The sequence below is a fragment of the Streptomyces sp. LUP47B genome, from assembly GCF_001746295.1.
GTDB lineage: Bacteria > Actinomycetota > Actinomycetes > Streptomycetales > Streptomycetaceae > Streptomyces.
This window is the reverse complement of the sequence record NZ_MJAH01000021.1, coordinates 121,658-135,486: the sequence shown is the minus strand read 5'-3', so window position 1 is coordinate 135,486 and position 13,829 is coordinate 121,658. Positions and strand designations below refer to the sequence as shown.

Here is a 13,829-nt window from a genome sequence, read left to right as displayed (position 1 = left end):
CGCGACCATCCCTGTGGACACGACCGCCACAGAGAGCGCGACCATCCCTGTGGACACGACCGCCCCCGAAAGCCTCGCCACCCACGAAGACACGACCACGCCCAAGGCCGCCACCGCCACGGAGAGCGCCACCGTCCCTGCGGACACGACCGCTAAGGAGAGCGCCACCGCTCACGAGGGCATGACCACTCCCACGCACGCCACCACCACGGCGAACGCCACCACCCCCCAGGACACGACCACCCCCAAGAGCCCCACCACCCACGAGCACGCCACCACCCCGCAGGCCGCCACCACCCCCGAGAACACAACGGCCCCCGAAAGCGCCCCCACCCCCGAACACGCCATCGCCCCGAGAAACTCCACTGCCCCCAAGGCCCGCCGGCCCACAGACAGCGCTACCGTCCCCCACGGTGCCGCGGCCCCCGGAGGCGACGTATGACCACTCAGCAGCCCATCCGTGTCCTCGTCGTCGAGGACGACCCCGTCGCCGCCGACGCGCACGTCCTGTACGTCAACCGTGTCACCGGGTTCGCGGCCGTGGGCAAGGCCCACACGGGTGCGGAGGCACGCCGGCTCCTGGATCGCACGGCCGTCGACCTGCTCCTGCTCGACCTGCATCTGCCGGACGGGCACGGCCTCCAGCTGGCCCGTCAGCTGCGCGCGGCCGGACATCAGGCGGACGTGATAGCGGTGACCTCGGCCCGGGATCTGACGGTCGTCCGCGAGGGCGTCTCGCTGGGGGTCGTGCAGTACGTGCTGAAGCCGTTCACCTTCGCCACCCTGCGCGACCGGCTGATCCGGTACGCGGAGTTCCACGCGTCGGCCGGTGAGGCGAGCGGTCAGGACGAGGTGGACCGCGCGTTGGCCACGCTGAGGGCACCGGGCCCGGCCGCCCTGCCGAAAGGGCTCAGCGCGCCGACCCTGGAGCGGGTGACGGTGGCCCTGCGGGACTGCGCCGAGGGGCTCACGGCGACCGGCCTGGCCGAGGTGGTCGGGATCTCCCGGATCACGGCCCGCCGCTACCTGGAACATCTGGTCGACGCGGGCCGGGCGGCGCGCAGTCCGCAGTACGGGACGGTGGGGCGGCCGGAGTTGCAGTACCGGTGGGTCAGGGGGCAGGGGCAGCAGTAAGTCCGAGCCCGTGCACGGTCATTGACGGGACTAGACCACTCCTCTTACGTACAGGCAGCTCGCCGCGTTCTCGATCGTCTACTCGACGTTGGTGATCCTGCTGTACGTGCTGATCGCGCGGCGGCTGGGCGGGGGCTTCGCACTGGGCGGGGCGGTCAAGGGCTGACGTGGCGGTCAAGGGACGACCCGGGGCCGTCTCCCCGACGGCTGGACACGGCTGCCACTCCACACGGAGGGCCGAGGCCACAGACCCGGAGCACGGCTGCCGCCCGACGGACGCGGTCAGGGTTCACGGGGCGTCAGCCGGTCGCTGGGCCGGCGCGTGGTCACTCCGCGGGCAGCACCCCCGGCCGGAACGGCTCCACCCCCACGACCCTGCGCACCCGCACCGGCTCGATCAGCAGCGTCACCCGCCGCTCCCCCTCGATCAGCCAGGGATACCGCTCCTCGCCGATGTACTTCTGTGTGAGCCGGTCCATGGAGCGCTCCGCCTCCTCGCCCTCCACGAACCGCACCACCCGACCCCGGATCTCGACGCGGTCGTAGGGGTTGCCGGGGTCGTGGTGGGAGAGGGAAACGTTCGGATTGCGCCGCAGGTTTTGTTCCTTCACACGTCCGATTGCCGTGTTGACCATGACGTACTCACCTTCGAGATCCGCCCACATGGGCGAGACCTGCGGCGCTCCGTCCGGACCGACGGTCGCCAGATGCCAGAAGTTCGGCGCCAGCAACCGCTCGCGAATATGCCCCTCTACCTTGCCATTCACTTCGTACACGAAGATCACACCTCTTTCCGGCCACCCGTCCGGGCACCCGGCGCCATCCTCGCCACCACGCCCGCACGCCGACAGACGATCTTCGGCCAGCCCGAATACGCGCTCGAAACCGTAGATTCCTACAATCCGTGATCCTGGCCGAACAGACCGTAGTCAGCGGACGTCCGCTTCCCTAACTTGTGGGCCGTGCGCCGACCGCCAGCCCTGCCGAACCAGCCCGGACCGCCCTTCGACAACCTCACCGCCCGCAGACTCCGTGTCGCTCTCGGCATGGGGCCCGAGCACGTGGCCTACGGGCTGCGGGTCTCGTACGGGCTCCCCTACGTCACGCCGGATCTCGTCGTCGCCTGGGAGCGCGGGATCGTCTGCCCCACCAGTCCTGAACTCACCGCTCTCGCGGGCGTGTTGTGGTGCTCACCCGGTGAACTCATCGGCCGCCCCCGCACCCTGCGCGAGCACCGCGTCGCGCGCGGCATCGCCCCCGAGGACGTCGCCCGTGCCGTGGGACTCGAACTGCTCACCTACCTCGGCATGGAGGAGCACGACGAGTGGCGCGGCACCGACCGTCAGTCCGCCGCTCTCGCCGGCCTGCTGGAGCTGAGCCTGCCGGACTTCGTCGCCGTCACGGGACGCGAGAAGCGGCTCGCCGAGTGTCTGCACGGCGCGGTCGGCACCCGCTGGCAGGCCTACGTCCGCCAGGTCGCGAAGATCGTGCCCCTGGACCGGCGCCTGGTGGAGGAGACCCTCATGGATCTGCACCGGCAGTACCAGGGGCAGATGGTGTCCACCCTGAGCTGGGGCGGGGTCGGCGAGCGCTCCGGCCAGGCCGGCCAGGAGTTCCTGGAGGAGATCGTGGAGCGCTTCTGGGAGGCGGTCGAGAGACGGCCGTAGAACAGCGGCCGCCCGGACGTATGCCTAGAAGACCGACTCCGCCTCGTCCATCCGGTCCTTCGGGACCGTCTTCAGCTCGGTGACCGCCTCGGCGAGCGGCACCATCACGATGTCGGTGCCCTTGAGCGCGGTCATCCTGCCGAACTGGCCCCGGTGCGCGGCCTCCACCGCGTGCCAGCCGAAGCGGGTGGCGAGGACCCTGTCGTACGCGGTGGGCACGCCGCCGCGCTGCACATGCCCGAGGATGACCGGCTTGGCCTCCTTGCCGAGCCGGCGCTCGAGCTCGTACGCCAGGGCCGTGCCGATGCCCTGGAAGCGCTCGTGGCCGAACTGGTCGATCTCGCCGTGGCCGTAGTCCATGCTGCCCTCGGCGGGGTGCGCGCCCTCGGCGACGCAGACGACCGCGAACTTCTTGCCGCGGGCGAAGCGCTCCTCGACCATCTTGACCAGGTCGGCCGGGTCGAAGGGGCGCTCGGGCAGGCAGATGCCGTGGGCGCCGGCGGCCATGCCGGACTCCAGGGCGATCCAGCCCGCGTGCCGGCCCATGACCTCGACGACCATCACGCGCTGGTGGGACTCGGCGGTGGTCTTGAGACGGTCCATGGCCTCGGTGGCGACACCGACCGCGGTGTCGAAGCCGAAGGTGCGGTCGGTGGAGGAGATGTCGTTGTCGATCGTCTTCGGAACGCCGACGACCGGGAGACCGGCGTCGAACAGCATGCGCGCGGCCGTGAGGGTGCCCTCGCCGCCGATCGGGATCAGCGCGTCGATGCCGAACTCGTGGATCATGTCGGAGGCGCTCTCGCACGCCTCGCGCAGCCGGTCGCGCTCCAGGCGGGAGGAGCCGAGGATGGTGCCGCCGCGAGCCAGGATGCCGCTGACGCTGTCCAGGTCGAGGGCGCGGTAGCGGCCGTCCAGGAGGCCGGAGTAGCCGTCCTCGAAGCCGATGACCTCGTCGCCGTAATTGTCGACCGCTCGGTGCACGACCGACCGGATCACTGCGTTCAGACCAGGGCAGTCGCCGCCTGCGGTGAGAACTCCGATACGCATCGTGCTGTGTCTCCTGCTCGCTGTTGATACCGGTGAGCCAATTCCGATTGTTTCACGTCCCGCACGGCGCCGACGCACCCCGTGCTGACGGGCGCCTTATCCATCGTCCGGGGTACTGTCAAGAGGGTTTCCGCTCACCTCGGTGGGCGATTTTCATGACAGCGACTTTTCCCAAGGCGATGGAACGGAGATCACGCGTGACCCGCAGCGTGTACGTGACGGGGATCGACCGCGGCGACGGCCGCCAGGTCGTCGAGCTGGGGGTCATGGAGCTGCTGACCCGCCAGGTCGACCGCGTGGGGGTGTTCCGGCCGCTGGTGCACCACAGTCCCGACCGGCTCTTCGAACTGCTGCGCGCCCGCTACCGGCTCACCCAGGACCCCGCCACCGTCTACGGCCTCGACTACCACGAGGCCTCCGCGCTGCAGGCCGAGCAGGGCACCGACGAACTGGTCTCCACCCTGGTCGACCGCTTCCATCTGGTGGCCCGCGACTACGACGTCGTCCTGGTCCTCGGCACCGACTTCGCCGGCACCCAACTCCCGGACGAGCTCTCCCTCAACGCCCGGCTGGCCAACGAGTTCGGCGCCTCCGTGATTCCGGTCGTGGGCGGCCGGGGGCAGGCCGCCGAGTCGGTGCTCGCCGAGACCCGCAACGCCTACCGGGCCTACGACGGTCTGGGCTGCGACGTCCTCGCCATGGTCACCAACCGGGTGGCCCGCCAGGACCGGGACGAGATCGCCGAGCGGCTCTCGGGCCGGCTGCCCGTGCCCTGTTACGTCGTGCCGGACGACCCCGCCCTGGCCGCTCCCACCGTCGCCCAGATCGGACAGGCCCTCGGCGCCCGGGTGATCCTCGGCGACGACTCCGGGCTCGCCCGGGACGCCCTGGACTTCGTCTTCGGCGGCGCGATGCTGCCGAACTTCCTCAAGGCCCTGACCCCGGGCTGCCTGGTGGTCACCCCGGGCGACCGGGCGGACCTGGTCGTCGGCGCGCTCGCCGCGCACAGCGCCGGCACCCCGCCGATAGCCGGTGTGCTGCTCACCCTCAACGAGGTCCCGGGCAACGACATCCTCACCCTCGCCGCCCGCCTGGCCCCCGGCACCCCGGTGCTCTCGGTGGCCGGCACCAGCTTCCCCACCGCCGCCGAACTCTTCGCGCTGGAAGGGAAGCTGAACGCGGCCACGCCCCGCAAGGCGGAGACCGCGCTCGGTCTCTTCGAGCGGTACGCCGACACCGTCGACCTCGCCCGCCGGGTCTCCGCGCCGAGCAGCGACCGCCTCACCCCGATGATGTTCGAGCACAAGCTCCTGGAGACGGCCCGTTCCGACAAGCGCCGTGTCGTCCTGCCCGAGGGCACCGAGCCGCGCGTCCTGCACGCCGCCGAGGTCCTGCTGCGCCGGGGCGTGTGCGACCTCACCCTGCTCGGCCCGGTCGACCAGATCCGCAAGAAGGCCGCCGACCTCGGCATCGACCTCGGTGACTGCCAGTTGATCGACCCGGCGACCTCCGAACTGCGCGACGCCTTCGCCGAGAAGTACGCGGCGCTCAGGGCCCACAAGGGCGTCACGGTGGAGCTGGCCTACGACGTCGTCTCCGACGTGAACTACTTCGGCACCCTGATGGTCCAGGAGGGCCTCGCCGACGGCATGGTGTCCGGCTCGGTGCACTCCACGGCGGCGACCATCCGCCCGGCCTTCGAGATCATCAAGACCAAGCCGGACGCCGACATCGTCTCGTCGGTCTTCTTCATGTGCCTCACCGACAAGGTGCTGGTGTACGGCGACTGTGCCGTGAACCCCGACCCCGACGCCGTGCAGCTCGCCGACATCGCCATCCAGTCGGCCGCGACCGCCGAGCAGTTCGGTGTGGAGCCGCGGATCGCGATGCTGTCGTACTCCACCGGTACGTCGGGGTCGGGCGCCGACGTCGACAAGGTGCGCGAGGCGACCGAGCTGGTACGGCAGCGGCGGCCCGACCTCAAGATCGAGGGGCCGATCCAGTACGACGCGGCCGTCGAGCCGACCGTGGCCGAGACCAAGCTGCCGGGCTCCGAAGTCGCGGGCCAGGCCAGCGTGTTGATCTTCCCCGACCTCAACACCGGTAACAACACCTACAAGGCCGTGCAGCGTTCGGCCGGCGCGATCGCCGTCGGGCCGGTGCTCCAGGGGCTGCGCAAGCCCGTCAACGACCTGTCCCGGGGCGCCCTCGTCTCGGACATCGTCAACACCGTCGCCATCACGGCGATCCAGGCCCAGACCCCGACCCCCGCCACAGAAACGGCCACCGCACAGTGAGTGCCACGCGCGTCCTCGTCCTCAACTCCGGCTCCTCCTCGGTGAAGTACCAGCTGCTCGACATGCGGGACAGCAGCCGGCTCGCGATGGGGCTCGTCGAGCGCATCGGTGAGCAGTCCTCTCGGCTCAAGCACACCCCGCTGGCGACCGGCGGGGACCCGCGCGAGTGGACCGGCCCGATCGCCGACCACGACGCCGCGCTGAAGGCCGTGGCCGAAGAACTGTCGAAGGACGGGCTCGGCCTCGACTCCCCCGAGCTGGCCGCGATAGGCCACCGCGTGGTGCACGGCGGCAAGACCTTCACCGAGCCGACGGTGATCGACGAGACAGTGCTCGCCGAGATCGAGCGGCTGATCCCGGTCGCCCCGCTGCACAACCCGGCCAACCTCACCGGCATCCGCACGGCGCGGGCGCTGCGCCCGGACCTGCCCCAGGTCGCCGTCTTCGACACGGCGTTCCACACCACGATGCCGGAGTCGGCCGCGCGCTACGCGATCGACGTGGAGACCGCCGACGCGCACCGCATCCGGCGCTACGGCTTCCACGGCACCTCGCACGCGTACGTGTCCCGGGCGACCGCGAAGCTGCTGGGCAAGGCACCCGAGGACGTCAACGTGATCGTGCTGCATCTCGGCAACGGCGCGAGCGCCTCCGCGGTCCGGGCAGGCAGGTGCGTGGACACCTCCATGGGGCTGACGCCTTTGGAGGGACTCGTGATGGGTACGCGCTCCGGAGACATGGATCCCGCCGTCATCTTCCATTTGATGCGTGTTGGCAAAATGTCCACGGACGAGATCGACACTCTCCTCAACAAGAAGAGCGGGTTGATCGGGTTGTGCGGGGACAACGACATGCGGGAGATCCGCCGCCGGGTCGACGAGGGTGACGAACAGGCGAAGCTCGCATTCGACATCTACATTCACCGGTTGAAGAAGTACATCGGCGCCTATTACGCGGTGCTCGGCCGCGTGGACGCGATCGCGTTCACGGCCGGGGTCGGGGAGAACGCGGCACCGGTGCGCGAGGCCGCCGTGGCAGGCCTGGAGTCCCTGGGCCTGGCGGTGGACGACGCGCTGAACGCCGTACGGAGCGACGAGCCGCGACTGATCTCGCCGGCGGACGCCCGGGTGGCGGTGGCCGTGGTGCCGACGGACGAAGAATTGGAAATCGCTACACAGACCTACGCGCTGGTCGAAGAAGAAAGCAACTGAGGAGTAACCGCAACTGAGCGCGGCCCCGCCCATTTGTATCTTCCGCCAGACGGAATATTCCGCAGCGAAACAAACCGATAGGATCGCCCCATGCGCCGTTCGAAAATCGTCTGTACTCTCGGCCCCGCGGTCGACTCCCACGAGATGCTGGTCTCGCTGATCGAAGCCGGCATGAACGTGGCCCGTTTCAACTTCAGCCACGGCTCGCACGCCGAGCACCAGGGGCGGTACGACCGCGTCCGTGCCGCCGCCAAGGAGACCGGCCGGGCCATCGGTGTCCTCGCCGACCTTCAGGGCCCCAAGATCCGCCTGGAGACCTTCGCCGAGGGTCCGGTGGAGCTGGAGCGCGGTGACGAGTTCGTCATCACGGCCGAGGACGTCCCCGGTGACAAGACCATCTGCGGGACTACCTACAAGGGCCTGCCCGGTGACGTCTCCCGCGGCGACCAGATCCTCATCAACGACGGCAACGTCGAGCTGAAGGTCCTGGACGTCGAGGGCCCGCGGGTCAAGACGATGGTCATCGAGGGCGGTGTCGTCTCCGACCACAAGGGCATCAACCTGCCCGGCGCGGCCGTGAACGTCCCGGCACTGAGCGAGAAGGACATCGAGGACCTCCGCTTCGCGCTGCGCATGGGCTGCGACATGGTCGCGCTGTCCTTCGTCCGGGACGCCAAGGACGTCGACGACGTCCACCGCGTGATGGACGAGGAGGGCCGCCGGGTCCCCGTCATCGCCAAGGTGGAGAAGCCGCAGGCGGTGGACAACATGGAGAGCGTCGTGATGGCGTTCGACGCCGTCATGGTGGCCCGTGGCGACCTGGCCGTCGAGTACCCGCTCGAGAAGGTCCCCATGGTGCAGAAGCGCCTCATCGAGCTGTGCCGCCGCAACGCCAAGCCGGTGATCGTGGCGACCCAGATGATGGAGTCGATGATCACCAACTCCCGCCCGACCCGCGCGGAGGCCTCCGACGTGGCCAACGCGATCCTGGACGGCGCGGACGCGGTCATGCTGTCGGCGGAGTCGAGCGTGGGCGCGTACCCGATCGAGACCGTCAAGACGATGTCGAAGATCGTCGTCGCGGCCGAGCAGGAACTGATGTCGAAGGGCCTGCAGCCGCTGGTCCCCGGCAAGAAGCCCCGCACCCAGGGCGGTTCGGTGGCCCGCGCGGCCTGCGAGATCGCCGACTTCCTCGGCGGCCGCGGCCTGGTGGCCTTCACCCAGTCCGGCGACACCGCCCGGCGCCTGTCGCGCTACCGCGCGCAGCAGCCGATCATCGCCTTCACCACCGACGAGAACACCCGCAACCAGCTGGCGCTCAGCTGGGGCGTGGAGTCGCACGTGGTGCCGTTCGTGAACACCACGGACGAGATGGTCGACATGGTCGACCAGGAGATCGCCAAGATCAACCGCTTCAACCCGGGCGAGATCGTCATCATCACCGCCGGCTCGCCCCCCGGCGTCGCGGGCACGACGAACATGCTGCGGGTGCATCACCTAAGCGGCGCGGCGCAGTAGGGCCTTCCCCGTACGGCAGTGAGGGCGCCCCCTGTGACGGGGGGCGCCCTCAGTCGTTGCTGGAGACGGGGGTTGGGAACTGCTGCTGGTGTACTGAGCAGGAGTGACTTCTGGTGAGTGTGAGTGCGCGCTGGGGTGCCGTGCGGCGGCTGGGCGCGGTTGGTTCGGGAGGGTCTTCTCCGCTTGAGGGATGCGTTGTGGGCCTTCGTTCTCGCGTGGGAACGGGAGTTCTTGGGTCGAATGGGTGACCTTTGCTGGGCCTGCTCGTTGACTGCCGTGACGGAGTTCTTCGGCCGGGCGGGGGTGACGGGGTGGGCGGGTTGCGGGAGCTGGCGGCGTCGTTCGTGGTGCCCGGTCCGGCCGGGGTGGCCATCCGGGACCGGCTGCGGGTGTCGGATGCGGATGCGGCGGTGCTGGCTGAGGTCGGCGTGTTCCTGGGTTCGCTGGCGGCCGGGGATCTCGCAGAGCGCTCCCGACAGAGGCTGGCACATGATGCGGCCTCCTGGGCGGTGCGCAAAAGGTCGCTGACAGGGAGGTCGTCGGCGCGCTGGGCGGGCAGTATCACCAAGGCCAGCCACGACCAGTGGGCGCTGGCCCGGCGCGGGCAGGCCGCCCACATGGCCTGGCTGCGCAGGCAGATCGCCTCCATCGAGGCGCGGCTGGCCCGGCCCTTGGGGGCCAAGGCCGACAAGCGGGCAGGGCTGGCGCGCGGGTATGCCACGCGGGGCGAGTGGCACGCCAAATCTCGCCGCCTGCAGATGCTCAAGGACCGCCTCGCGGTGATGGAGGCGGACCGGGCGGCGGGCCGGGTACACGTGGTGCGCGGCGGCAAACGCCTCGCGAACACCCGCCACCACCTTGCGGCGGCCGGACTGGACGAGCAGGTGTGGCGGGAGCGCTGGCAGGCGGAGCGGATGTTCCTGGCCGCCGATGGCGAGTCCGGCAAACGCTTCGGCAACGAAACGATCCGCGTCACCGAGACCGGACAGGTCTCCCTCAAGCTCCCGGCCCCGCTGGCCCACCTGGCCAACGCCCCGCACGGCCGCTACCTCCTCGACGCCACCGTACGATTCCAGTACCGCGGCGCGGAGTGGCTGGACCGGGTCACCGTCAACCGGGCGATGGCCTACCGCATCCACCACGACACCGGGCGCGGCCGCTGGTACATCACCGCGTCCTGGCAGCGCGCCGCCGCTCCGCTGCTGCCGCTTCAGGTGGCGCTGGCGCGGGGGGTAGTGGGGGTGGACATGAACGACGACCACCTCGCCGCCTGGCACCTCGATGTACACGGCAACCCGGTCGGCGAGCCGCAGCGCTTCTTCTACGACCTCACCGGCAGCACCCAGCATCGGGACGCGCAGATCCGGCACACGCTGACCCGGCTGCTGCACCACGCCCGGCGTTGCGGGGCCGCCGCGATCGCCATCGAGGACCTCGACTTCACCGACGGCACCAGTCGCGAGCAGCACGGCCACAACAAGCGTTTCCGCCGCCTCCTCTCCCGCTTCCCCACCGCCAAACTCAAAGCCCGGCTGGTGTCGATGGCCGCCGAGCAGGACGTCGCCGTCGTGGCGGTCGACCCCGCCTACACCTCCCGCTGGGGCGCGCAGCACTGGCAGAAACCGCTGACCACCCCTACCCGCAAGATTTCCCGGCACGATGCGGCAAGCATCGCGATCGGGCGACGCGCCCTCGGACATCCGATCCGGCGACGGACGACACCGCCCCACGGCGACCAGAGTGATCGTCGTGGGCATCGGACCGTCCAGGCCCGACCGGACACCCGCAGGCGTGAGGAAACCCGCCCCCGTATCCCCGGACCACGGACGGATCCATGTCACCGGACACGGAGCGAAAGCGGGCGACCAGGACATCCAACACCGTTCGGGATGTCCGCAGTGACCAGATATGGGTCCAAGACCCACTCCTGCTCACTGATTAGAAACGGTTACGGCAGTGCTTCAGCCACCCGTGCCCACTCCTCGACCTCGCTCCAACGGGGATGATCCGCGAGATGCGCGGCCAGCGGCCTCACCGTGGCGAGCAAACGTCGGATCATCCGAAGCTCCAGGATCCGCTCACGGAACGTCAGGATGTCGTCCGGTTTCACCTCCCGCCACCACGAGGCCGATCTGTCGGCCTCCTCCACGCACATGGGCATGGCGGCGAGCGCGCGTTCGAGCACGGCCTCGGGGTCGAGCAATGCGACACCAGCACGCGGCCCCATGTGGTCCAGGAGCCAGGACCGCAGCCACAGGTCCCGTAGCAGCCACTCGTTGCCCTGCTCGCCGACGGACCGCTTGGCAGCCGTCAGCAGCGCCGCCCACGCGTGCCCGATCTCGCCCCACTGCTCCTCGGTCAGCCGGATCGGCCCGTCCGGACGGACCTGAAGCCGGGCGGCGAACTGCTGGGCTGCGGCCATCCACTGGCTCACGTCTCCGTCGACCGTGGCGACGCCCGGCGCCGACCAGCGACGCACATGGCCGTCGAGGTCGAGCCGGTCGAGGTCCTCGAAGGCCCCGGTCACCCGAACATCACCCCCGCCACCTCGAACATCTCCTCGCCGAGCTGTTCGGCACCGCCGCCCGCGGCCCAGAACGGGTCGCCCGGCTTGAAGAAGTACCCGCTGTGGGCGTCGATCTCCAGCCCGAAGTATTTGCCGCCGCCCGCCAGCTGACCCACTTGATCTTTCCGCTGTCCATGTCGATGTACTTGCCCCAGTTCGCGGAACCCGGCTTGGCCGGGCGGATGCCCAGCCGCTCGGCGGCGAGGGCTGCGCCCTCGTTGTCGGCCGCCGTGCCGCCCGCGGCCTGCGCGGCGGCGCCCTCGGCGGCGGCCTTGGCCTGCGCCCCGGCCTCCTGCGCGGCGATGCGCCGGAACTCGGCCTTGGCGGCGTGCGCCAAGGCGCGAGCTGAAGGGGTTTACGGGAGGGACTCGGCGGTCCCCATGGGGCCGTGTACGCGCTGAGGGCGCCCCCTGTGAAGAGGGCACCCTCAGCGTGTTGTGCGGCTCCCGGAAAGGTCTGTGAGGTGGTGGGCGGTGGTCAGCTCTCGCTGTACTGCCTCATGCCGGGCACGGTCAGCGTCCCGCCGTACTGGGCGGCCTGCTGGACCGTCACATTGGTGAAGTAGATCAGCGGGATGTTCAGCGGCGGAGGGCTGTCCGGGCTGAACGTGATCGGGATCAGCCCCAGCAGGTTGCCGGAGATGCTCTCGGTGTACATGATCGTCTTGCCGCCGGTGATCGTGGACGTCGTACCCTTGCCCGCCTGCACGTGGTACGTCGTGCCCTGCTCGGTGACGGTCTGGTGGAGGTCGCCGATGTCGGTGCCGCCGGAGATGACGTACTTCAGCACCTTCTTGGTCTGACCGCTCGCGGTCCTGACCTTGACGACACCCTGGTAGTCGGCTCCCTTGAGCAGCAGCGAACTGGCCTTGAGGGTCCAGGCCTTGTCCGCCACCGTCACACCGGGCTCGGTGTCGCCCACTTCGTCCGTGGCGGCCGGGCAGTCCTCCGGGTCCGTGCCGGCACTCGCCGACGGGCTCGGGGAGGCCGTGGCGTCCGCCGCCGCCTCAGCGGCCGCCTTGGTGGTGTCCTCCACGGCCTTGGTGGTGTCCGTCGCCGCCTTGGACGCCGTGTCGGTGGTGTCCTTCACGGTGTCCTTCACCGTGTCGGTGACCTTGTCGGTCGTCTCCTTGACGGTGTCGTCCGCGCTCTTGGACGCCGAGGCCGAGGGGGTCGGCGTAGGGCTGGCGCTGGACGCGTCGCCGGAGCCGGAACCGCCCGTGAAGATCCCGGTGATCGCGTCGCCGATGTCCGTCAGGAGGTTGCCGTCATCGCTCGCGGAGGCCGACGGGGACGGCGTGGCGGTGTCGGAGCTGCCGGTGCCGGAGGAGGAACTGCTCTCCTCCTTGCTCGGCGAGGCGGAGGCGGACGGCGTGGGCGTGGCCTTGTCGTCGGAACCTGAATCCGACGAGGAGGAGCCCGAGCCCGAGCCGGAGTCCGACCCCGAGCCGGAGGAGGCCGACGGGGACGGTGTCGCCGTGGGGTCGTCGGTGGACGGTGACGAACTCGCCGAGGCGGACGGGGAGGCGCTGCCGCTCAGTGCCGCGACGCAGTCCTTGTACTCGTCCGCCGTCAGGCTCTTCGCGGTCGGCGCGTCGTCGGCCAGCGCGAGCGTCGGCGTGAACCCGATGCCCATGAGCACGGCCGTCGGCATCGCCGCCATGGCTATCGCCTTGCCGGCGGGCACGTGGAACCTGTTGAACAGCGGCTTCTTGGGTGCCGCGTGGCGGGGCCCGGATCTCGCACGGGACGCGTCCACGTCAGCCCCGTGGGTCACCTCGTCAGCCGGCACTGTGCCTCCCGTTCGCCCCGTTGACCGGGCTCGTTCCTGACAGATCGTTCGGCTCGCCCACCGGGTTCACCGGCCGCAGGAGCGTGGTGTCGTAGTCCGTGGCCTCGGGAGCGCCGTCCTCACCGGTCGTGTCCTGCTCGGCCGACTGCTCCGCGGGCGGTGCGCCCGGCGCCCACGCCACGGCCATCGCCCCGCCGAACAGCGCGAGCAGGAAGCCGACGATGAAGCCGCCGAAGTTGGAGACGGGGAGGGACACCAGCCCGAGCATGATCGCCGCGACACCCGCGAAGGTGCGTACGTGCTTCTGGAACCAGAGGGTGATGCCCAGGACGACGAGCAGTACGCCGATGATCAGGGATCCTGCGCCCGCCGTGGTGGCCATGGCGATGGTCAGGCCACCGAGCTTGAGGTGCGCGTACGGGAAGTACATGATCGGGAGGCCGCCGATCATGACCAACAGTCCCGCCCAGAACGGGCGGGTGCCCCGCCAGGCGCGGAACTGCTGCCTCCGGTGGGCGAACTGGCCGGGCGCGGCAGGACTCTCGGCGCTCATGGAAAACAGCTCCCTGGTGCGGCGTTGCTCTTGATGACGGTG

General features: G+C 70.0%; 11 protein-coding genes and 2 pseudogenes. 7 read left to right on the top strand and 6 right to left on the bottom strand.

What is annotated here, in order from left to right; all coding sequences use genetic code 11:
- The first annotated feature begins 438 nt into the window (after positions 1-438).
- Positions 439-1,134 (top strand): response regulator, encoded by a 696-nt coding sequence (locus tag BFN33_RS42680; RefSeq protein ID WP_069765609.1) that lies wholly within the window; start codon positions 439-441, stop codon positions 1,132-1,134.
- Between the two features lie 43 nt (positions 1,135-1,177).
- Positions 1,178-1,300, top strand: a pseudogene (locus tag BFN33_RS54915) (carbohydrate ABC transporter permease); the annotation flags it as partial.
- 160 nt (positions 1,301-1,460) lie between these two features.
- Here the strand turns inward: BFN33_RS54915 and BFN33_RS42675 are convergent.
- On the bottom strand, positions 1,461-1,919 hold the full coding sequence (locus tag BFN33_RS42675; protein ID WP_079141318.1) for a PPOX class F420-dependent oxidoreductase: 459 nt from the start codon (positions 1,917-1,919) through the stop codon (positions 1,461-1,463).
- A 177-nt stretch (positions 1,920-2,096) separates the two neighbouring features.
- On the opposite strand from BFN33_RS42675, the gene BFN33_RS42670 reads away from it, so the two are divergent.
- Complete coding sequence (locus BFN33_RS42670; RefSeq protein WP_088245504.1) at positions 2,097-2,801, top strand: helix-turn-helix transcriptional regulator; 705 nt, start codon at positions 2,097-2,099, stop codon at positions 2,799-2,801.
- A 24-nt stretch (positions 2,802-2,825) separates the two neighbouring features.
- On the opposite strand, the gene BFN33_RS42665 is transcribed toward BFN33_RS42670, so the two are convergent.
- Positions 2,826-3,851 carry an ATP-dependent 6-phosphofructokinase gene (locus BFN33_RS42665; RefSeq protein WP_069765607.1) on the bottom strand — a complete coding sequence of 342 codons (1,026 nt, stop codon included), beginning with the start codon at positions 3,849-3,851 and terminating at the stop codon, positions 2,826-2,828.
- Positions 3,852-4,048: 197 nt separating this feature from the next.
- Here BFN33_RS42665 and pta point away from each other — a divergent pair, with 197 nt between their 5' ends.
- From pta to BFN33_RS42645, 4 genes and pseudogenes are all read left to right on the top strand, one after another.
- Positions 4,049-6,148 (top strand): phosphate acetyltransferase, encoded by a 2,100-nt coding sequence (gene pta / locus BFN33_RS42660; protein ID WP_069765606.1) that lies wholly within the window; start codon positions 4,049-4,051, stop codon positions 6,146-6,148.
- Complete coding sequence (locus tag BFN33_RS42655; RefSeq protein WP_069765605.1) at positions 6,145-7,359, top strand: acetate kinase; 1,215 nt, start codon at positions 6,145-6,147, stop codon at positions 7,357-7,359. The genes pta and BFN33_RS42655 overlap by 4 nt, the downstream gene beginning before the upstream one ends.
- A gap of 90 nt (positions 7,360-7,449) precedes the next feature.
- Complete coding sequence (gene pyk / locus BFN33_RS42650; RefSeq protein ID WP_069765604.1) at positions 7,450-8,877, top strand: pyruvate kinase; 1,428 nt, start codon at positions 7,450-7,452, stop codon at positions 8,875-8,877.
- A gap of 311 nt (positions 8,878-9,188) precedes the next feature.
- A pseudogene (locus BFN33_RS42645) lies at positions 9,189-10,819 on the top strand (IS200/IS605 family accessory protein TnpB-related protein).
- A 6-nt stretch (positions 10,820-10,825) separates the two neighbouring features.
- Here BFN33_RS42645 and BFN33_RS42640 read toward each other — a convergent pair.
- The 4 genes from BFN33_RS42640 to BFN33_RS42625 form a co-directional block, all read right to left on the bottom strand.
- The gene (locus tag BFN33_RS42640) at positions 10,826-11,404 is read right to left on the bottom strand and encodes a hypothetical protein (protein ID WP_069765603.1); all 579 of its coding nucleotides are present in this window, start codon (positions 11,402-11,404) and stop codon (positions 10,826-10,828) included.
- On the bottom strand, positions 11,401-11,559 hold the full coding sequence (locus tag BFN33_RS53490) for a hypothetical protein (RefSeq protein ID WP_176742609.1): 159 nt from the start codon (positions 11,557-11,559) through the stop codon (positions 11,401-11,403). Before BFN33_RS53490 ends, BFN33_RS42640 begins: the two co-directional genes overlap by 4 nt.
- Positions 11,560-11,920: 361 nt before the next feature.
- Positions 11,921-13,234, bottom strand: coding sequence for a hypothetical protein (locus BFN33_RS42630; protein WP_069765601.1), 1,314 nt, complete (start codon positions 13,232-13,234; stop codon positions 11,921-11,923).
- Positions 13,224-13,787 (bottom strand): DUF6114 domain-containing protein, encoded by a 564-nt coding sequence (locus BFN33_RS42625; protein ID WP_069765600.1) that lies wholly within the window; start codon positions 13,785-13,787, stop codon positions 13,224-13,226. Before BFN33_RS42625 ends, BFN33_RS42630 begins: the two co-directional genes overlap by 11 nt.
- Between the last annotated feature and the right edge of the window lie 42 nt (positions 13,788-13,829).

Bases quoted from the DNA above. Each gene is read 5' to 3' on its own strand.
- BFN33_RS42680 (WP_069765609.1), top strand. From the start codon at position 439: ATGACCACTCAGCAGCCCATCCGTGTCCTCGTCGTCGAGGACGACCCC.
- BFN33_RS42665 (WP_069765607.1), bottom strand. From the start codon at position 3,851: ATGCGTATCGGAGTTCTCACCGCAGGCGGCGACTGCCCTGGTCTGAAC.
- pyk (WP_069765604.1), top strand. From the start codon at position 7,450: ATGCGCCGTTCGAAAATCGTCTGTACTCTCGGCCCCGCGGTCGACTCC.
- BFN33_RS42625 (WP_069765600.1), bottom strand. From the start codon at position 13,787: ATGAGCGCCGAGAGTCCTGCCGCGCCCGGCCAGTTCGCCCACCGGAGG.